This window comes from Streptomyces sp. NPDC056948 (assembly GCF_042674225.1).
In the GTDB taxonomy this organism is placed as follows: Bacteria; Actinomycetota; Actinomycetes; order Streptomycetales; family Streptomycetaceae; genus Streptomyces; species Streptomyces purpurascens.
This window is the reverse complement of the sequence record NZ_JBHUQX010000020.1, coordinates 20459-40373: the sequence shown is the minus strand read 5'-3', so window position 1 is coordinate 40373 and position 19915 is coordinate 20459. Positions and strand designations below refer to the sequence as shown.

The window sequence follows — 19915 nt, the reverse complement described above, 5'->3', positions numbered from 1 at the left end:
TCGGCGTAGGAGTTGCTCGACGCGTTCACTGCCGCCTATCCGCGGGCCTGGCTCGCCGACAGACGCAGCGTGCCGGGCAGTGCGGCCGTCGTCCTGCATGCCCTGCTGGACCGGGTGGGTGCGCATGCGGCAATCCCTGAGCGGGACGTGCGCTCCCTGGCCGGGACGGTGCCGGCCGGCACCGCCGCGACCCGCCGGGTGATCGACTTCCTCGACGAGCGTGCCCTTCTGGAGCCGGATGCGCTCTCCGAGACCCCGGCGCAACTGCTCACCGACGTCCAGCGCCAAGTCCCTTCACGCGTTCCGGATCTGAGCACGGGGCGACGCGACGGGCACGACGAGAGGGCCTTGCACGAGCGGATCGTCCGGTTTCCCGAGCCGATGGCCGAGCAGCTGCGCGCCTGGGCGATGGTCATGCGCGGGCAAGGCCGCTACCAGCACGCGGCGGCCGACTACTCCCGCATCCGCCGCTACCTGCGCACCGCCTCGCCCGCCCTCACGTCCTGGGAGGCAGCCGGAATGGACCTGCGGCAGGTCACCACCGACCATGCACGGGCGGAACTCGCCAAGTACCCCGGCGGTCCGGCGCGCGAACTGCTCACCGCGCTGCGCAGCATCTTCCGGGCCCTGAAGCAGGAGCGGCTGATCTTCCGCAACCCCACCGCTGGGCTGCGACTGCCCGCCGGGACTCACCTGCCGCTCCCGTTGTCCAGCGACCGGCTGGCCGGTGCCCTCGACCGGCTCGACGGACCCGCCGCCCGCCTCATCGTCGGGCTGGTCGCCATCCACGCCGTGCGCGCCGTGGAGGTCGCCCGGCTCGGCCTGGCCGACGCCGACCTCGCCCACGAGACCCTCGCAGTCCGACGGGGCGAGCACATCCACACCGTCTACCTCGACGAGTTGAGCACCGGCCTGGTGGCCGACTGGCTGCGCGAACGCCGACGGCGCTGGCCACAGGCCACCAACCCGCATCTGCTCATCACTTCCCAGACCTACCGTCACCCGGCGTCCCCGCCGATCAGCTACTGCGCGCGCAGAGCCGCCTTCGACCAGATCGGGCTGCTGCCCCGACAGGTGTGGGCCGACCGCATCCTCTACGAGGCCCAGGAGACCGCCGACCCGGTCCACCTCGTCCGTCTCTTCGGCATCCACCCCGGCGTCGCGGTGAAGTACGTACAGACCGCGCACCCGGACAAGGCCCTGCCGCCAATCCGCTGACCGGGCGACACCGGCCCCCGTCGCCTGCTCACGGTGGAACACCTTCGACCATGTCCTCGACCTGGTCCCTGCCGGAGCCGATGCTCGCCACCCCCACACCCGACCTCGTGCTCCACCCGGAACACGCGGCCGAACCGAAGTGGGACGGCTACCGGGCGCTGTTGGGACGGTGGCCCGGCGGCCGGGTTCTGATCCGTTCCCGCCGCGGCGGGAACCTGACGGCGGCCTTTCCCGAGATCGTCGCCGCGGCCTCGCGGTTGCCCGACGACACCGCGCTAGACGGGGAACTGGTGGTGTGGGAGGACGGTCGGCTGGCCTTCGAGCGTCTTCAGCAGCGTGCGCACCGCAGGGCGGCGACCGCTGTCCGGGCGGCTGAGCAGTGGCCGGCCCACTTTGTCGCCTTCGACCTGCTGCGGGCGGGCGCCGACCTGACCGCGCAGCCCTACCGGGCGCGCCGTGCGGCACTGGAACAGTTCTTCGCCGACCACCGCCTCCAGGCTCCCTGGACCCTGTGTCCCTCCACCACCGACCCCGAGCAGGCCAGCGAGTGGCTGGAGTGGTCGACGGTCGGACTGGAGGGGCTCGTCTTCAAGCGCCTGGACCAGCGGTACGTGCCCGGGTTCAGGGCGTGGCGCAAGTACCGAAACGGGATGAATTGCATTGGCTGCAACAGTTCGTAGCCTCTCGCCTCGGACGTTCCCGCTGATCAGAGACGTTGTCTCGGGGGCGTCCCGAGCATCCTTCAGTAGCTGACCGGCACCGCTCGATCTGGACGCAACAATGATGCGTTTGATACAACGGCGGGCATGGTCGCTGAGGCACCCGGGTCGGTGCGTCTTGCCCTGGCCCCGAACGTTGTCCTTCTGAACCCGGAGCCAGCGGTCTCCTCTGCAATGAAGGATGGTTGGGCTCGGCAGCAGTCCGCGCGGTTTCTCCAGGCTTCGACGATCCAGCCCCGGCTGCGTCTGCTTCAACGGTTCGAGGAGTTCACAGGGTTATACCCGTGGCAGTGGACTCCCGCCGACGGCGAGGCGTTCATCGTCCACCTTCGCAGCGGGGCCAAGCCGATCCAGTTGTCTACGGCTCGGTCTTACGAGGTGGTCATCGAACTGTTCGTGGAGTACCTGCTGGACCGCCGGTACGGGTGGGTCGAGACCTGCCAGGAACGGTTCGGCCTGTCACCGCAGGTGGTCTTCCACGAAGGCAACTCTGTCCTCCACTCGGTGGAGTACGAAGGTGATCCCCGGCGTCGGCCTCTGACCTACGACGAGGTCCAAGCGCTGTTTGACGCCGCTGATGCCCGGCCCCGACGAATTCACGGGCAGGGCCGCAAGGGCACGCTCACCGCGCTACGCGATGCTGCCGCACTCAAGACGATCTACGCGTACGGCACCCGGCGGACCGAGTCCTCGAAGGTGGACCTGATGGATCTGCGACGTCATAGGAAGGCGCCGCAGTTCGGGCAGGCCGGCAGCATGGCCGTCCGGTACGGGAAGTCCTCCAAGGGCACACCGCCGAAGCGACGGACCGTGCTTCTGGTCCCCGAGATGGACTGGGTGGTCGACGTCCTTGACGAGTGGGTGCACGAGATTCGCCCGCGGCTCTCGCCGGACCTGCATCCGGCCTTGTGGGTGACCGAGCGGGTCGGCCGGATGTCTCCGCGCTCGATCAACGAGGCGTTCGTGACGGCACGCCAGGACGCCGGCCTCGACGAGGACCTCGATCTGCACTGTCTGCGCCACAGTTACATCACGCATCTGACCGAGTTCGGCTATCCTGCCCGCTTCGTTCAAGAGCAGGTGGGACATACCCACGCTTCTACGACGGCCATCTACATGGGCGTCTCTGACGAGTACCGGAACCAGCTCCTGGAAGCTTCGCTGAAGCGGCGGCTGGGTGACGACTGGGACCTTAAATGATCAAGAAGATGGGCTACGAGTGGTGTCTGCGGGCCACGATGGCCGAGCACCAGATGTTCCAGACCTCGGACTTGGTGCCGCTCCTGGCAGAGCGTGGCGTGACCCTGTCGCGTGAGCAGGTCTACCGGTTGGTGACGCAGCCGCCGCAGCGGATGAGCATGGACACCTTGGTCGCGCTGTGCGACATCTTCGAGTGCACGCCGAACGATCTCATCAAGCCGAAGGTGGTCAACGCACAGGTCAAGAAGACCGCGGACGGACAAGCCGAGCCACTGCCGCTGAAGGAGCGGCGGACCACGATCCGGCGCCCAGGTCAGCCGTGAGGCCACTGGCACCCGACCAGCTCCGCTTACGCGCCGAGCTCGCTGCCGCCCAGGAGCAGATCGTCGCCCTGCTGCGGTCAGCGGTGGGCGATTCCCTTGCCCCCGAACAGGCGCAGGCCGTGGCGGAGGAGGCGCGGGCATGGCGTGGTGCGAACGCCTTCCGCCTGGTGCGCTATCTGTCCGACAGACCCGACGCCCTGAGCGTGCCCAGTAGCGACTGTCCGACCTGCGTGGTGCGTTTGCTGGCAGCACTCACCGCCGTCGGGCACGGTGACAAGGTCGCCCTGGTGGCCTGTGGCGACTGCGGACGGACTGACCCTCTTCCCACCAACAACGGACCGGAGGGGCGACTGTGTTCACGCTGCGCCGGCCGACGTGCCAAGAAGCCGTGCGCCCGCTGCGGCAAAGTGGCCGGCATCTACGCCCGCCGACCGGAGGGCGGCATCTGCAATCCGTGCAGGAACAAGGAGCCGGATGCCAAGGAGGAATGCGCCGACTGCCGCCGGATGATGATCTCGTACCGGCGCCTGCCCGACGGCACCAGCCTCTGCCAGACCTGTGCGCCCAAGAACACTCAGACCTGTTGCCGTTGCGGACGACTACGCCGGGTCAATGCGCTGATCTCTGACGGGCCGGTCTGCGGCAGCTGCTACTCCAGCCCTCCCCGCCTGTGCGGTGTCTGCGGCCAGACCGTTCCCATCGTCGCCCGGGCCGACGGCGCCAGGCCGGACACCTGCGACCGGTGCTACAAGCGACACGAGAAGATCTGCGCCATCTGTGAAGAGGTCCGCCCAGGCCACCACATCAACGGTGGCCGGGGCCCGTTCCACTGCGACACGTGCCGCCCTCGCGAAGAGTGTGCATGCGCCCTGTGCGGCCAGGTCGCGAAGATCAAGGTCTTCTGGCCGCGCGGGCCGGTGTGCAACTCCTGCTACCGAGCAGCTCTGTCGACCCCGGCGCCGTGCGCATCGTGCAGTCGACAGCGCATCCTGATCGGTCAGACGGCCGAGGGACACCTCCTGTGCAGGACATGCTCGTTCCCCGACGAACCGGTCGAGCGGTGTTCGGCCTGCGGTGAACCGGCGGACCTCTACTCCGGCCCCCGCTGCCCCCGCTGCACCCTGACCGCCCGGGTGACCGATCTGCTTTCCGTAGACGGCACAAGCGTGGCCCTTACTCCAACCCCTCGCCGTCGTTCTGACCGGCGCGGAAAACCCCTACCGCGTCCTGCAGTGGCTGCGCCGAAGCCCCACCGCCCGTCTCTTGGGACGCCTGGTCCTCGATCCTGGAGCGCTGAACCATGAATCTCTCGACACGCTGCCCCAACGGGCTGCCACCGCCTACGTGCGCGGATTACTCGTCACCGCTGGCATCTTGCCGCCGCGCGACGAGAACCTCGCCCTGCTCACCAACTGGGTCGCGCGCACCGTGGCCGACCTCCCCGCGCGGCACGCCAATCTCATCCGTCCGTTCGCCGAGTGGCACATCATCCGCGACGCCCGCCGACGCTCAGCCCGCGGCCGTTACACCTACGCCGCGCACAAAGGCGACTGCGGCAACGTGCTGGCTGCCATCGACTTCCTGAACTGGATCGACTCCCAGCACCTGAGCCTTCGTCGACTCCAGCAAGCGCATCTGGACACTTGGGCGAGCGACAGGCCAACGCTGCGCTCCCGTTCCATCCCCTTCCTCCGATGGAGCACCGCACGACGCCTCTGCCCGCCCGATCTGGTCATCGAGCACCGATCCTCGCAACTTCCCGGCTACTTCCAAGCCGAGGACGATGCCCGAAGCGAGCTGTTGCGCTGTTTCAACGACACCGCGTTGCCCTTGGACGTCCGCGTCGCGGCTGCTCTGGTCCGTCTCTATGCACTTTCCCTGACCCGCATCGTCGAGCTCACCGAGGACCACATCAGCCGGGACCAGGAGCACACCTACCTGGCGGTCAACCAGCACCCCTTCGTCCTTCCACCGAAGCTCGCCCGTCTCATCGACGACCAGCTCCGACACAGCACGCCCCGGCACAGCACCACGGCCGGACGCAGGTACCTTTTGCCCGGCCAAAGCCCTGGCCGCCCGCGTAACCCCCTCGGCCTCGCCGACACCCTGAGACACCACGGCCTGCCCGCCCGCGCAGCACGGAACACCGCCATGATGGACACCCTGGCAGACCTACCGCCCATGATCATTGCCGACCTGCTCGGCATCCACCCCAAGACAGCCGAACGCTGGGCCACGCTCGCCGGCGAGAACTGGTCCGAATACGTGTCCTCGCTGACGTGACCAGGTCGGGCTACGGGGCTCTGCTCACCCTGGCGTTGTCTCCGGCGACGCCAACACTCTCCGGTCGTACGGCATCGGGGTGGGCAAGACGGCGGAGCGCCTCGGGAAGGCCCGGCCACTCGCCACCGTGGCGGACGGCGAGATCGGCGGCGTCCTCGAACAGCTGTGGGGGGAAGCTGCGGTCAACATATGGAATGCCCGCCGGGCGTCGGCGCTGTCGTGGCTGGGCTGGTGTGCCGAACGAGGGTACGGCGGCCCGCGGGTGCCGGCCCGGGTGAAGCGGATGTCGCCGCCCGACTCGGAGAGCCATGGCGAAGGAGGGCGGTCTCTACGCCGGCTGGATCGGGCAATACGACGGCGCCATCTCACTGATGGGAACGCTTCCCAGGCGCCTGCGCCGGGCTCCCTGAACCCGTGAACACCCGAAACCGCCGGTGTCCTCACTACCCAGGACACTGGCGGTTCTCGCTGCCACGCGAACCGCCGCCGAAACACGGCGCCGTGCCGCGTACGCGCCGAGCGGGGACGGAGAACGGTCAGGACACGCACAGCCCGTCTCGCCAAGCCCCGCGACCTGTCTGACACCGCACCCCCGGCCCAAACACACACCATCGCCCGCCACCTCAATCCGTTTCTGGCACTCACCCGCCTGCACTTCGGCATCCGCGCCGACACGTCCCGCAGCGGTTACACGGCCCGCGATCGGGAACGCCGCAGACCCGGCCCCCGTCGTCGAACTCGCCCAGCTCGGCCTGACTCCACATCACTGCCTCGGCGATCTTCCGGGCCCCCGCCTGTCGTACGACAGGCCCGTCCGCTGGCGTATGGCGGTTCGCTGCCACTATGCCGCCGTTCGGTTCGCGGCTCTCGGCACGGTTTGTGGGTCGCGCCAGTGAAGACGATCGCCCGCCCGGCAGCTGCGGACGGCGGGGACCGTCCGGCAGCTCACTGAGTGTTTCGTGCCGAAGGCTGGCGCCCGGTTCTTTCTCGCCGAAGGTTGGGGGGTTGCCGGGCGAGGGCTGTGAAGGGTGTCCTCGCCCGGTGGGCGCGTTGGTCGAGTCTCAGTGGGTGGTGGGCGGGGTGACGTGGACGGGGGTGGAGGGGCTGGTGTGGTCGTTGACCGTGAAGGTCAGGGTTGCGGGTCCGGGGGGAGCGTTGTCTGTGGCCGAGACCGCTGCCCACAGCACGGCTTCCCCGTGCACGGGCAGGCTGAGGCGGGCCCTGTCGACGGTGAGTTGTTGCTGGTCGTCGGAGAGACGTCCGGTGTGGTGGACTGCTCCGAGAGCCGGGGTCCGCACGGTCAGCAGGTGGTCGGGGCCGGCTTGCGCGACGAAGGACAGTCCGCGGCCGGCGGGGAGGTCGGCGGTGACCGTCACGTCGGTCAGGAGAGGAAAGGCGCCGGAGTTGCGTACGACCACGCCCGGGTATCCGGGGGTTCCCGCCTGTGTGAGGGTGACGTCGGGCGGGCCGCCCGGCTCCACCACGAACTGTGGCGCGTGGACGACGATCACCGGTGTGGAGGCGGATGTGCGGTCGCCGACGGTGAACACCAGCGAGGTGTAGACCAGGGCTGCGTCGTCCGCCGCGCTGACGCCGACCCACATGAGGGAGCCGGATCCGGGAGCCGGGATGCCGGGGTCGACGTCGGTGAAGGTGAGGCTCTGCCCGTCGGGGGAGAGAGTTCCGGTGTAGGGCGTGGTCGAGCCCTGGGCGTCGAGGACGGTGAGCTGGAGATCGGGGATCTCGGGCTGTCCCCACAACAGGTTAGTGTCCGGGGGAAGCTGCACCGTTACGGTCTGCGGGGGGACCGGTTGGTCGCCGGTGTTGGCCAGTCCCACGCCCGGGTAGCCGGTGGCGCCGCCCGGTACCAGGAGTACCTCCGGCGGTCCGCCGGGGGTGAGGGAGAACGGCGGGGTGAGCACCGTGGTGCCGATGCGTACCGGGGTGGAATCCGCGGCCTGGCCGCCGACGGTGAAGTGCAGGTCGGTGTAGCCGGGAGCGGCGTCGGCTGCCGCGCTCACGCCGGCCCAGATCACCGCCTGTCCTCCCGGAGGGATGGCCAGGTCGATGTTCTCGCAGGTCAGGGTCTGTCCGTCGGGCGAGAGGGTGCCTGGGTAGGGGGTACCGTCCACGGTGATCTGGTAGTCGGGCAGGGTGCTGCTTCCCCACTGCAGGCCCCGGCCCGCGGGCAGCGACACGGTGAGGGTCTGTTCGCCGACCGGGGCCTGACCGGTGTTCTTGACGACCACGCCCGGGTAACCCACGGTCCCGCCTGGTTGCAGTTCCACATCGGGCGGCCCGCCGGGGAGCACCGCGAACTGGAGGGGGGAGTTGACGGTGAGGGTGAACTGGGTGCGGGCGTTGCCCGAGGTCGCGTCGATGCGTACGGGGCCCGGTGTCCGTCCCGCGGTGATAACCGGTGCGGTGGCGTGCCCGGCCCCGTCGGTGGACACGTTGACCGACGGGGCTCCGTTGAAGGACGCCTCGCCGGACACCACGGTGAACGTCACGCCGGTCTGGGGCATCGGCTGGCCGTCCGCGAGGGCCCGTACGCTCAGACGGTCGGCGAATGCCTGACCGGTGTCGGCCTGCTGCCGGTCACCTGCCACGTTCTCCAGCCGGACCTCTGCGACCCTCCATTGCAGGACCACCTGTCCGGTCCTGCCGCTGTCCCCGGTGCCCGCCTCGTACAGGGGATCGTTCTTCCCGGCCGCTTGGTTGCCCGAGCCCGCAACCGTCCGCCCGTTCGACACACCGGGGCCGCCCGCGAACCCGGAACCGCCCCCGCCGCCGCTGGCATTGGCCGAGTCGGCGATGTGTCCGCCGCCGCCGCCCGCGTAGCCGCCGCCACCCCCCGCGGTATTGGTGCCACCGCCACCACCGCCCATGCCGGCGATCGGCAGACTGCCGCCGGCTCTGCCGCCGCCCGCAGACCCCGTGTTTCCCCCTGCGGCTCCGGCGGTGGCGCCGGTGCCTCCTCCCGCGCCGCCCGACGCACCCAACGCCCCGCGGGCAGGGTGTTGGCCGCCGGCCGTTCCTCCGTCCGGTCCTCCTCCGGGCCCGCCCCGATTCTGGGCCGATCCGCCGCCGCCACCGCCGCCGGCGATCATCAAGACTTCGGCCAGCCGCATGCTGTAGAGGCCGCTCATGCCCCCGCCCTGGGCCCGGGAGTCCCCGCTTCCGCCGCCGCCGAAGCCGGAGTTGTTACCCACGATCACGGCCAGCCGCTCCCCGGGCTGCGCCTGGACGGTCCCCGTGGTGTACCCGCCGCCACCGGCGCTGCTGGCTCCCGCTCCGGTACTGCCCCCGCCGGAGCCCCAGCAGCTGACCTGCACCTGCAACACGCCCTGGGGAACGGTCCAGTACTGCACGGCTCCCGTGGCGCCGAACCGCTGGACCTGGGTCGGGCGGGCGGCAGCGCCGGTCCTGGGCTGGACTTGCGGGGGAACGGGCGGAGACGACGAGGGGGGTGCGCTCTCCTGCGCAGGAGCCGGAGCGGGTCCGGGGACAGTCATGGAGACCTCCGTGCGTGGTGGGGACTGGTTGACTCGCTGTTCGTGTGCGGGGGTTCACAGCCACGGCACGATGTCCCGCAGCTCATGGAACGTCGTGGCATGGAAGGGGGAAGCCGTGGTCCGGCCCGGCCGTCACGTGCCGTCAGGGTCAGGCGCGCCGTTCGCCCAGCACGTCCGCGCCACCGTCCCCCACGCCCCGGCCCGACTCACCGACATCGACGAGCGTGCCGAGCGCGCGCCTGCGCACGCCGTTGCGATGGCCCGTCCCGCCCAGGGACTCGACGGCGTCGCACCACAGGTCGAGGTCGAAAGCCGCGCTCAGTTCGATGGAGCGGGCCCTGGCCCGGCGGGAGGCACGTTCCCAGGTGACCGGGTCCCGCAGGGATGCCAGGGCGTGGATCCAGGCGTCGAGATCGTCGCGGTAACCCGGCTGCTGGTTGCGGGCCGGATCCCGGGCGTGTGCTGTGGTCAGAGGCCCTGGGTGAGGAAGGTGGAGTCGGGGACCTGGACGGTTTCGGGGGCGGTGCGGGGGAGGAGGCCGAGGATCTGGGCGGCGGCGTACTGGGCGGACATCATGGCTCCTTCCTGCCAGCCGGGCAGGGGGGATGCCTGGTCGCCGACGACGTAGAAGCGGCCGTCGCCCTCGGGCTGGAGGAGCTGCTTGTAGGCGACCTGGTGGCCGGGGTCGGCCGGGTCCCAGTCGGCCCAGCCGCCGAGCTGGTGGGGCACCTTGTGCCAGGCGATGGTGACGCCCAGTTCCTGGGGCACGGCGGTCTTCTCCAGGAACTCCTTGTGCAGCTGTGCCGCGCCGTCCCGGGCCAGACGCAGCCGGTCGCCCGGCGCGAGCTTGCCCATCTCCTCGGCCTGGTCGCCGAAGTTGTACGCCCCGGTGAGGGTGCCGGTCTGGGAGAAGTAGTCGTTGGAGGGGTACCAGAGCTGGGTGATGGGGTGGTCGGTCCAGCTGATGCCGCCGTAGATCTGGTTGTGGTCGTCTTCCCAGAACCGGCGGTTGGCCTGCCAGCCGACCTTGCACGTCGGCGCGAAGCCCACTGCCTCCACGGCGTTGCGGAACTCCGGGGAGAAGCCGGTCAGCGTGAGCTGCTTGAGCACTGGAAGCGGGATGTTGCTGACGCAGTAGTCGGCCGACGCCGTCAGCTCCTGACCCCCTGAGCGGTAGGTGACGCTGACGCCGCCGCCCGTCAGGTCGACCGATGTGACCTCGGCCTTGAGCTCGACGGTCACGTTGTACTCGGAGGTGATCCGCTCGGTGAGAGCGTGGACGATCTTGTCCATGCCGCCGACCGGCTGGAACATCGTGGCCTGCCACAGATAGTCCACGGGCTGGTAGAAGCGGTGCTTCCAGAACTCCGACTGAACCAGGTCGGTCAGGGCCAGTGGGGGTGCGGGCCTGGGAAACTCCTGGACCTCCAGGGGCTCGGCGTAGCCCGAGCGGGTGGAGCCGTGGTACTCGCCCTCCTCGTCCAGGTCGCCGAACTTGCGCAGCAGGTCCCGCAGCAGCCCGGTGAACTCGTCGTCGCTCCCGGTCAAGGTGGCGGACAGGAGTGCGGCGAGGTGGCCGCGGGTGTCGTTGGCGATCCGCCGGTTGCGCCAGGGCCGGCCGGGCGGGGTGTGGCCCACACGGTGCACGACGTTCGCCGTGGTCTCCATGATGTACGGCTCCAGAGCCACCCCGAGGTCGCTGCAGTACCTCAGGACCCGGCGGTGGTGGTACGGGATACGGCCGGGGCCGAGGTTGAGGTACAGGCCCCTGTCGAAGGCACAGGTGTGGGTCAGGACCGGGCTGTCGCCCTCGCCGTCGAGCTCGTACAGCTTGTCGCCCTTGCGGGCGGTGCGGTTACGGCCGCCGGTACGGGACTGGGGCTCCAGGACCGTGCACCGGTAGCCGAGCCTGCCCAGTTCGTAGGCGGCGGTCAGCCCGCCGACCCCCGCACCGAGGATCAGCACCGACTTCTCCTCGCCGGCCGCCGCGCGTGGTGCGGCGGCGAAGTCCGGCGCGGCGCCCTCGCCGGAGCTCAGCGGGCCGCCAAGGCCGGACATCGCGTGGTACAGCGACTGCGCGGATGCGGAGGGGTTGGTGGATGTGCGCGTGGTCATGGCTCACCTTTCGGGTCGGACGGGACGATGCCGCTCCCGGCTTGTCTGGCTCCGGTGGTCCGGTGCCATTTCGTTCGGCCTGGTCACTTCTCTGAAGTAGACGGCGGCCGAGTAGTCGAACCGCTGGCGTTGTTCACGAGCTGATGTGATCGCTTGTGCGTGAAAGGTCGCTCCGGCTGGGGTGCTACGGCTGATCACCAACCCGGCACGGAGCCGCATCTGCTCCGGGGAGCGCAGCGGAAGGATCGCCGTAGTTGGCCCCGCACCCTCACCACGGCACTCAGAAGCGTTGTCGCGGGTTGCTCAGATGACGTCGATGGCGGTGGACGGTGAGATGCGGTCGCCGACCGTGAACTCCACGCTGGTGAGGCCGGGGGGTGTGTCGTCGGAGGCGCTCACGCAGACCCACATGACCGACTGTGATCCGTCGTCGGGGACTGCCAGGTCGACGTCGGAGAAGGTCAGGGTCCGGCCGTCGTCGGAGATGCTTCCCGCGTACACGGTGGTGTTCCCGTCGGCGTCCCAGACGGTCAGTTGGTGATCGGGGCTGTCGGGCGTGCCGAACCGCATGTCGGCGTAGGCCGGCAGAACCACGGTGACCGTCTGCCGGGGGACGGACTGCGATCCGTTGTTCCGCACCTCAACTCCCGGGTACACGACCGCTCCTGCCCTCTCTGCGGTCACCGGGGCCCCGCCGGGCGAGACGGTGAAGTCCGGTGTGACGACGATCGTGGTGGAGAGGGAGGTCTTTCCTCCCACGGTGAAGGTCAGGCTGGTGGAGCCGAGCGGGGTGTCGTGGCCGGCGCTCACGGCGACCCACATCACGGTCGTCCCGGGCAGTTCCAGGTCCACGTCGGTGAAGACGAGCGAGGTTCCGTCCGCGGACAGGGTTCCCGTGTACTGGGTGGTTTCCCCGTCGGTGTTCTGGACGGTCAGCTGGTAGTCGGCGAGTGTCTGGGTGCCGAAGAGCAGGCCGCGGCCGGCGGGCAGGGCCACCGTCACCGACACCGGTTCGAACGCCACACCGGCTTCGACCCGTACTCCCGGGTACCCGGCCGGTCCGCCTTGCGTCAGCTCCACGTCGGGCGGTCCGCCGGGCGTCACGGTGAACTCAGCCCACTGCAGCACCACCTGGCCGTGGTTGCCCGCGTCGCCGACGGGAGACTGGTACAGGGGATCGCCCTGACCGCCTGCCCGTGTGCCGTTGCCGGGTTCGGTGTTTGCCCCGGTGACGCCAGGACCGCCCACGAAACTGCTGCCGCCGCCCCCGCCACAGCCGAAGCCGATGGCCGGGCCGGGGTCGTCGGGGGCCGAGGCGTTGGAGACGCCGCCACCGCCGCCCGCGTAGCCGGCGCCCCCACCCGTGTAGCCGCCGTAGCTTGCGCCCCCGCCTGCGCCCATGCCGGGGATCGGTACCTGGCCCCCAGGAGCCCCGTGCCAGTTGGCGTCGCCGTCGTGGCCGGTGTTGCCGCCACGCCCCCCGTGGACACGGATGCCGGAGGTGGTGGCCGCGCCGGCGCCGCCCGTGGAGCCCGAAGCTCCGTGCGCCGGCGTCCATGGCCAGTCGCCCCATCCGTGGCCCTGTGCGTCGGAACCGCTGGTGCCGCCGCCCGCGCCACCATGGGCACCTGGGACACCCGTCATACCCCCTCCGCCTCCGCCGGCGATCAGAAGCGTCTGGCCCAGCCGCTGGCTGAACAGGCCACTCATGCCGCCCCCGCCGTACACGCCTCCTCCCAGGTCGGCAACGACCCGCAGGGTCTCCCCGGGCACGACGGCGATGTCCCCGGTGGCGAAACCGCCACCGCCCCCGAGCCCGGCTCCATAGCCGCCACCGCCCCAGCAGCGGGCGTTGACCGTGGTGACGCCGGGGGGAACGGTGAAGTTCTCGATGCTGCCGGAATAGTCGAAGCGCCGGCTGTGGGTGTAGGGAGCGATGGGCGCGCTGGCGGACGGCGCGATGGCCGTACGCGGCTCGATCGCATGGGCGGGTTCGGGAATGGAGGCAATGGTTTCCTGGATCATGGTGTGCCGTTCTTTCGTTGCGGAATTGGGCGGATTTCCGTGGTTCGCGGTGCAGGCAGCAGGTCCCGCGGGGAGCAGGCCCAGCGTGTGCCGGGCGTTGCCGCGCGGTTACGCCGGTGCCTTTCGGTGTCGTCGCCGAGGGGCGTGGAGCCGTGGTCCGGCCCGGCCGTCACGTGCCGTGAGGGTCAGGCCAGTCGTTCACCCGGCACGTCCGCGGCACCGTCCCCCACGCCCCGGCCCGTGTCACCGGCATCGACGAGGGTGCCGAGCGCGCGCCTGCGCACGCCGTTGCGATGGCCCGTTCCGCCCAGGGACTCGACGGCGTCGCACCACAGGTCGAGGTCGGGAGCCGCGCTCAGTTCGATGGAGCGGGCCCTGGCCCGGCGGGAGGCACGTTCCCAGGTGACCGGGTCCCGCAGGGCTGCCAGGGCGTGGATCCAGGCGTTGAGGTCGTCGCGGTAGGCGAAGATCCCGGCTTCGCCCAGGGACTCCACGAGGCCGGGGGTGGGATGGGCGATGACGGGGATGCCCGAGGCGAACGCCTCCACCGCCACCCTCCCCCAGGACTCGTACAGGCTCGGCATGAGCACCACGCGGGAGCGGCTGTAGACGTGCTCGCGCATCTGTTGTCCCGGCACCCCGGCGACGACCTCGCAGTTGGGCAGCCGTGGTGGCGGCATGACCTGCTGTCCGTAGGCGCCGCGGACGCCGAGGAAGTTCCACTCCGGAGTCCACGCGGCGATCTGCCAGAACACCTCGCCGCCCTTGTCGGAATTGAGGTTGACCAGCGTCGCGCGGTCGCCGGGCTGGGTGCGGTACTCCTGTGCGATCACCGGCGGACGTACCACGATGCTTTCCCGGGGCAGGAACTCCCGCGGGTAGCGGGCGTAGAAGATCTCACCGTCCCGCCGGATCCACTCGCTGTTGTACACGACGAGATCGGCGCCCGCCGCGTTGTGGAAGCTCACGGCGAAGTTGTCGTGGCAGATCACGGCCAGGGGAATCCGCCGGTCCCGCGCGAGCCCCGCCACCAGCGGCACGTTCTCGAAGTGCGACAGCAGCACGTCCGCCTCCTGGGCGCGGGCGGCGAAGTCCATGCCCTCCTGATACGGGACGACCCGCACCCCGTCGATCTCGTAGCTCTTCTCGATCCCTCCGGGGTGCGACAGCCAGACCGCCACCCGGTGACCACGCTCGGCCAGAGGACGGAGCATCGAGTGCAGCATCCACTCGGAGCCCGCGTTGTGGTCCGGCGGATACCCGTACACCCGCGCCACGATGGACATGGACCGGCCCGCGGGTATCGTGGTCAGCCGGTACGGGCGGGACGCCACTGCTTCCACCTGCAAGAACTTCCTTCCGCACAGAGCGAAACGGCAATCGCCAGAGCATCAGCTGGACCAGGAGTCGCCCCCCGGGCGACTCTGGGGGCGGGCGACACCGGCGGCGCGAACGACCACCAGTCAACTACCCTTCGTACCCGATTGGATACATAGAGTGTCCATCGTGTGGGTGGGCGTGCGGGCGTACTCAACGGCGCAGCCACACCGGCCACTTGACCGCGCGAGCGACCCCCAAGCGCCTCGCACCGCCCGCCCCCACACCCCCGGACCGCGCACCCGAAGCCCGCACACCCTGGGCGGATCCCACGGAGAACTGTTCGGGGCAGCCACTCACGGCCACCTCGCCGACAGTCCTTGCCCACCCCGCGACCGGCGCGCCAAGCACCTCTCGAATACGCGACACCTCAACATGCGAGCCCACCAGTCCCGAGGCCGAATAGTGCAACTCTCGAATACCGACACTTCACCAGTGGTTGCGGCACACGACCGAGGCCGTGATCGGCGCGGTCACCGGTGCCCCGGCTGCTCCCACGACGGCCCTGCTCGGCCGTTTCGACGCCGACGGCCGACTCCAGTACGCCGGACGCACCGCCGCCCTGAATCTGGCCGTTCGCCAGGCCCTGGCCGCCGAACTCCAGCCGGGCGCAGCCGCGCACCCGTGGACGGGGTGGACCTTCAGCGCGGGCTGGGGGTCGCGGGAGCAGCTCGCCGTACGGCTGGTCGAGCCGGTTGTCGTCGCGGAGGTCGCGGTCGACGTGTCCCTGGACGCGGCCGGTCGCTGGCGCCACCCCGTGCGGCTGGAGCGTGTCAGGAGCGATCTGGCTCCCGGTGATGTGCCGCTGTTCGGGCAGGAACCCTGACCTCGGTCAGCTCCCGGCCGGGCGCTGTTCAGTGCGCGACGGGTACGTCCTGCGTGGGCTGGGCGGCAGGGACCATGTGTGGGACGAGCCGGACGTAGGCGACCATGCCGAGGACCTCGACCAGGGTCTGGGTGACCACGACGGCCGCGGCCACGGCGAGCGCGTCGGGCAGGGCCAGGGCCAGGGCCAGCGGCAGCACGACGAGGGAGTTGCGGGTCGCGCCGGTGAAAACGATCGCCCGCCCGGCAGCGGTGCCGAGACGGAAGAGCCGCGCCACTGCCTTCCCCGCGAAGGCCATCACCACGAGGAACACGGCATAGAAGGGGATGACGGCGGCGACGTCGGCCAGACTGTCGCCGAGCTTGGGGATCTGCGAGGCGACCACGGTCAGCAGGGTCGCGGCCAATAGCGGCACCATCGTGGTGGTCGCCGCGTCGGAGACCCGCCGGCCGGGCAGGCGCGCGGCCCACGCCTGCAAGGCCCAGGCGAGAGCGAGCGGGATGACGATCAGGAAGGCGAAGGCTTCGAGGAACGGGCCGACCTCGACGATGTCGGCCAGCTCGGAGCCCATGAACAGGTACAGGAACCCCGGGAGCAGCACCATCTGGGCGACGAGGAGCAGCGGGGTGGCGGCCAGCAGGCGGCGGCTGGAGCCGCCGGCCAGCCCGGAGAAGACGATCACGTAGTCCACGCACGGGCACAGCAGCACCAGCAGCACGCCCACCCGCACGGCCTGGTCGGAGGGCAGGAACGTGAACATGGCCGCGACGACCAGCGGCACCACCACGAAGTTCACCACCAGAGCCGCCGCGAGGAAGCGGCCGTCGCGCAGCGAGCGGACCAGTTCGGCGGCCGGGACCTGGAGGAAGGTGACGAACAGCAGGGACCCGAGAACGGGGTTGATGGCGTGCTCCAGTCCCGGGCCGGCGTCCGGGGCGAGCCAGCCCAGCAGTCCGCCGGCGGCCATCGCCGCGAGGTAGATCGCGACCTGGTGGTGTTCCATTCGCTCGACCGGGCCCTGCGGTCCCTGCGACACCCTGACCGCTCCCTCGTTCGCATACCGGCCACCCGCGGCAGCCCCTCGCCCGTCCGTCCTCACAGGTCACGCCACCAGCTCGGACACTGGTAGCGGCTGTACCTCAGCGCGACGGGGCACGGTCCTTCGCAGGTCCGATGGTCGGCATGCCCAGATCGGCGCGGGCCGGGGCGGAGCGGCAGGCCGCGGCCCGGCGCCATCGGCGTACGAGGAAGAACCCCGCCGCCGCGGCGGCGGCCCCCACCGCGAGGACGGGCATCCACCAAGCACCGATCGCCGAGGTGATGCCGACACCGCCGAGCACAGCCAGCAGCGGGCCCGCACAGCACACGGCACAGGCGGCAACGGCCGCCGCGCCGGCACCGAGCGTGCCCCAGGACCGGGACGGACGCGGGGAGGAGCTGCTCATGCGGGGGCTCCGAACAGGTCGGCCAGCATCCCGGCGGCGCTCTCGGGCGCCCGCACGCTCAACTGGAGGGCATCGGGGGTCAGGTGCAGGGTGAAGTCGAAGAACGCGCAGCAGCCCTGCTCGGCCGCGGCGAGTGCCGCAAGCTGCCCGGCGAGGTCGGCGTCCGGCGGGAAGGACAGCCGCAGTCCGTCGTCGATCTCCTCGCGCCGCTCGGCCCTGGCGACGAGCGTGCGCCACTGTTCGGTGCGCTCGCCGAGTTCGGCGCCGCCGAGCGTGCAGGCGACCGGGGCCTCCCGCCACACCTCCGCGCCCGGTCCGGAGGCGGGGCGGGTCGGCGAGAGCGTCACCGGTACCGGCCCGGCCGCCAATGCGCTGGTCGTGGTGCAGCCGCAGTCCGGCCCGCACGCGCCCGCCGGCGCCGGGCCCGACAGGTCCGCATGGACCCCGGCCAGGTGCGCGGCGAAGGCCCGCAGCTCGGCGATCCGGCCGTCGGTGGCCTGGATCCGGTCGGCGACCAGGGGCAGCATCCGGGCCCGGACCGAGGCGCACACCCCTTCCTCGCGGACGTCGAGGAGTTCGCGGATCTCCTCCAGTGCCAGACCCAGCAGCTTGGCCGAGGAGACGAAGGCCAGGCGCTCCACCGCGTCCTCGCCGTACACGCGGTATCCGGACGGCGTGCGGTCGGCGGGCAGCAGCCCGGCGTCCTCGTAGAAGCGCAGCGTCGTGGCCGGAACGCCGGAGCGTGCCGCCAGCTGCGAGATGCGGTAGGTCCTCACGCCACCGACGGTAAACCTTCGACCCGACTCGAAGGTCAAGCCCAACCGGCCCTCGGTACCGACCGACGCTAATGATTCAGGGTTTACTGAATTCAGGAATGAATGTACTGTCAGGGTGTGCTGACCGTTGCCTCCGACATCGACGTGCTGGCCCGCTTCGGCCGCGCGCTCGCCGACCCGATCCGCTGCCGGATCCTGCTCGCCCTGCGCGCAGCACCCGCGTATCCGGCCGACCTCGCCGAGGCCCTCGGCGTTTCCCGGACCCGGCTCTCGAACCACCTGGCGTGCCTGCGCGACTGCGGCCTGGTCGTCACCGCGCCGGACGGCCGCCGCACCCGCTACGAGCTCGCCGACGAACGCCTCGGCCACGCCCTGGAGCATCTGCTCGCCGCGGTGGTCGCGGTCGAGTCCGACAAGACCTGCCCGGACGCCGACGAGAGGGACTGCTGCTGATGGCCGCAGAGATATCGATATCCATCGGGCCCTCGCCGGCCCGCCGCGACGTACTCGCCCGCCGCATACGGCTGCTGGTCGCCGCCACGATCACCTACAACGTCATCGAGGCCGTCGTCGCGATCACCGCCGGCACGATCGCCTCCTCGACCGCGCTGATCGGCTTCGGCCTGGACTCCGTGATCGAGGTGTCCTCCGCCGCGGCGGTCGCCTGGCAGTTCTCCGCCCGCGACCACACCGTGCGCGAGGCACGCGAGCAGCGCACCCTGCGGATCATCGCCGTCTCCTTCTTCGCCCTCGCCGCCTACGTCACCTTCGACGCCGTCCGCGCACTGGCCGGCACCGGTGAGGCCGACCGCTCGATCCCCGGCATCGTCATCGCCGCCCTGTCCCTGGCGGTCATGCCGTTCCTGTCCGCCGCCCAGCGCCGCACGGGCCGCGAACTCGGCTCCGCCTCCGCGGTCGCCGACTCCAAGCAGACCCTCCTGTGCACCTACCTCTCCGCCGTCCTCCTCGTCGGCCTGGTCCTCAACGCCACCCTCGGCTGGTCCTGGGCCGACCCCATCGCCGCCCTCGTCATCGCCGCCCTCGCCGTCAAGGAAGGCCGCGACGCCTGGCAGGGCAAGGGCTGCTGCGCCCCCGCCGCCCACGCGCGCACCCCGGCCCCCATGGCTGCGGCCGAGACGGACGCGTGCGGCTGCAAGACGGGCTGTACCTGCTGCTCGTGAACATCTCGTTGCACGCACCCGCCTGCGTGGCCCGGTCCGTTGATACTGACCGGGCGATCGAGGACTGGCGGGGGCAGCGGTGGAGTGGACGATCTGGGCCGGCTTCGCGGCCGGCCTGCTGATCTCGACGGTGACCGCTCCGGTCGGCGTGTCCGGGGCGGTCTTCCTCCTGCCGGTCCAGCTCAGCGTCCTCGGCGTGCCGAGCCCCGCCGTCACACCGACGAACCTGCTGTTCAACGTGGTGGCCGGGCCCGGCGCCCTGTGGCGCTACCGCCGCGACGGCGCTCTGCGCGGCGGCCTGGCCCGGCGCCTGGTCACCTGGACGCTGCCCGGCGTCCTCGCCGGCGCCGCCGTCCGCGTCTTCGCCCTCCCCGGCCCCGGCGTCTTCCGCATCCTGGTCGCCGCCCTCCTCCTGCCGCTCGGCATCTGGCTGTGCCTGCGCACCCTGCGCCCGGCCCGGCAGCATCCCGGCGCGGCCGAGCCGTCGCCGCCCGCGCTCGCCGCCCTGGCCCTCACGGTCGGGGTGATCGGCGGGATCTACGGGATCGGCGGCGGCTCCCTGCTCGGACCCGTCCTCGCCGCGCGCGGCATGCCCATGGCCCGCGTCGCACCGGCCACGCTCGCCGCCACCTTCACCACCTCCGTGGCCGGGGCCGCCGCCTACGCCGTGCTGGCCCTGGCGAGCTCCGGCCCCGTCGCACCCGACTGGTGGCTGGGGCTGGCCTGCGGCCTCGGCGGCCTGATCGGCGGCTACCTCGGCGCCCGTCTCCAGCCCCGCCTGCCCGAAACCGCGCTCCGCCTCCTGCTCGGCACCCTCGCCGCCGCCCTCGGCGCGTTGTATGCCGCCCAGAGCCTGTCCTGAGACGCGTGGCTTCCGTTGGGGCCGCACCGTGGGGGCCGCACTCGCCTCTC

16 protein-coding genes and 1 pseudogene are annotated in these 19915 nt (G+C 70.9%); 10 read left to right on the top strand and 7 right to left on the bottom strand.

Annotated elements, in window-relative coordinates; all coding sequences use genetic code 11:
- The first annotated feature begins 12 nt into the window (after nucleotides 1-12).
- The 6 genes and pseudogenes from ACFTZL_RS04645 to ACFTZL_RS04620 all read left to right on the top strand — a co-directional run.
- A complete protein-coding gene (locus ACFTZL_RS04645; protein WP_382578210.1) occupies nucleotides 13-1218 on the top strand; it encodes a hypothetical protein in 1206 nt (401 codons plus the stop codon).
- Nucleotides 1219-1268: 50 nt separating this feature from the next.
- Nucleotides 1269-1898 carry a hypothetical protein gene (locus ACFTZL_RS04640; protein WP_382578208.1) on the top strand — a complete coding sequence of 210 codons (630 nt, stop codon included), beginning with the start codon at nucleotides 1269-1271 and terminating at the stop codon, nucleotides 1896-1898.
- Nucleotides 1899-2024: 126 nt separating this feature from the next.
- Entirely contained in the window at nucleotides 2025-3137 is a 1113-nt protein-coding gene (locus ACFTZL_RS04635; protein ID WP_382578207.1) for a tyrosine-type recombinase/integrase, read from the top strand.
- Nucleotides 3134-3460, top strand: coding sequence for a helix-turn-helix transcriptional regulator (locus tag ACFTZL_RS04630; RefSeq protein ID WP_016325359.1), 327 nt, complete (start codon nucleotides 3134-3136; stop codon nucleotides 3458-3460). Before ACFTZL_RS04635 ends, ACFTZL_RS04630 begins: the two co-directional genes overlap by 4 nt.
- 1263 nt (nucleotides 3461-4723) lie before the next feature.
- A complete protein-coding gene (locus ACFTZL_RS04625) occupies nucleotides 4724-5743 on the top strand; it encodes a hypothetical protein (RefSeq protein WP_382578203.1) in 1020 nt (339 codons plus the stop codon).
- A 52-nt stretch (nucleotides 5744-5795) separates the two neighbouring features.
- Nucleotides 5796-6110: pseudogene (locus ACFTZL_RS04620) on the top strand (site-specific integrase); the annotation flags it as partial.
- A gap of 694 nt (nucleotides 6111-6804) precedes the next feature.
- On the opposite strand, the gene ACFTZL_RS04615 reads toward ACFTZL_RS04620, so the two are convergent.
- From ACFTZL_RS04615 to ACFTZL_RS04600, 4 genes are all read right to left on the bottom strand, one after another.
- Nucleotides 6805-9258, bottom strand: a complete 2454-nt coding sequence (locus tag ACFTZL_RS04615; protein WP_382578200.1) for a hypothetical protein — start codon at nucleotides 9256-9258, stop codon at nucleotides 6805-6807.
- Nucleotides 9259-9726: 468 nt separating this feature from the next.
- Nucleotides 9727-11373 carry a flavin monoamine oxidase family protein gene (locus ACFTZL_RS04610; RefSeq protein WP_382578199.1) on the bottom strand — a complete coding sequence of 549 codons (1647 nt, stop codon included), beginning with the start codon at nucleotides 11371-11373 and terminating at the stop codon, nucleotides 9727-9729.
- 303 nt (nucleotides 11374-11676) lie between these two features.
- On the bottom strand, nucleotides 11677-13398 hold the full coding sequence (locus tag ACFTZL_RS04605) for a hypothetical protein (RefSeq protein ID WP_382578197.1): 1722 nt from the start codon (nucleotides 13396-13398) through the stop codon (nucleotides 11677-11679).
- Between the two features lie 185 nt (nucleotides 13399-13583).
- Nucleotides 13584-14684, bottom strand: coding sequence for a glycosyltransferase family 4 protein (locus tag ACFTZL_RS04600; protein WP_382578218.1), 1101 nt, complete (start codon nucleotides 14682-14684; stop codon nucleotides 13584-13586).
- Nucleotides 14685-15214: 530 nt separating this feature from the next.
- Between ACFTZL_RS04600 and ACFTZL_RS04595 the strand changes: the two genes are divergently transcribed.
- Complete coding sequence (locus ACFTZL_RS04595) at nucleotides 15215-15601, top strand: hypothetical protein (RefSeq protein ID WP_382578195.1); 387 nt, start codon at nucleotides 15215-15217, stop codon at nucleotides 15599-15601.
- Nucleotides 15602-15629: 28 nt separating this feature from the next.
- Here the strand turns inward: ACFTZL_RS04595 and ACFTZL_RS04590 are convergent, their stop codons facing one another.
- From ACFTZL_RS04590 to ACFTZL_RS04580, 3 genes are all read right to left on the bottom strand, one after another.
- Nucleotides 15630-16604 carry an arsenic resistance protein gene (locus ACFTZL_RS04590; RefSeq protein WP_382578216.1) on the bottom strand — a complete coding sequence of 325 codons (975 nt, stop codon included), beginning with the start codon at nucleotides 16602-16604 and terminating at the stop codon, nucleotides 15630-15632.
- Nucleotides 16605-16740: 136 nt separating this feature from the next.
- Nucleotides 16741-17046 (bottom strand): hypothetical protein, encoded by a 306-nt coding sequence (locus ACFTZL_RS04585; RefSeq protein WP_382578193.1) that lies wholly within the window; start codon nucleotides 17044-17046, stop codon nucleotides 16741-16743.
- A complete protein-coding gene (locus tag ACFTZL_RS04580) occupies nucleotides 17043-17822 on the bottom strand; it encodes a heavy metal-responsive transcriptional regulator (RefSeq protein ID WP_382578190.1) in 780 nt (259 codons plus the stop codon). The genes ACFTZL_RS04585 and ACFTZL_RS04580 overlap by 4 nt, the downstream gene beginning before the upstream one ends.
- 117 nt (nucleotides 17823-17939) lie before the next feature.
- Between ACFTZL_RS04580 and ACFTZL_RS04575 the strand changes: the two genes are divergently transcribed.
- From ACFTZL_RS04575 to ACFTZL_RS04565, 3 genes are all read left to right on the top strand, one after another.
- Nucleotides 17940-18275 carry an ArsR/SmtB family transcription factor gene (locus ACFTZL_RS04575; protein ID WP_382578188.1) on the top strand — a complete coding sequence of 112 codons (336 nt, stop codon included), beginning with the start codon at nucleotides 17940-17942 and terminating at the stop codon, nucleotides 18273-18275.
- Nucleotides 18275-19003, top strand: a complete 729-nt coding sequence (locus tag ACFTZL_RS04570) for a cation transporter (RefSeq protein ID WP_382578185.1) — start codon at nucleotides 18275-18277, stop codon at nucleotides 19001-19003. Before ACFTZL_RS04575 ends, ACFTZL_RS04570 begins: the two co-directional genes overlap by 1 nt.
- A 79-nt stretch (nucleotides 19004-19082) precedes the next feature.
- Nucleotides 19083-19865, top strand: a complete 783-nt coding sequence (locus ACFTZL_RS04565) for a TSUP family transporter (protein ID WP_382578182.1) — start codon at nucleotides 19083-19085, stop codon at nucleotides 19863-19865.
- Nucleotides 19866-19915 lie beyond the last annotated feature (50 nt).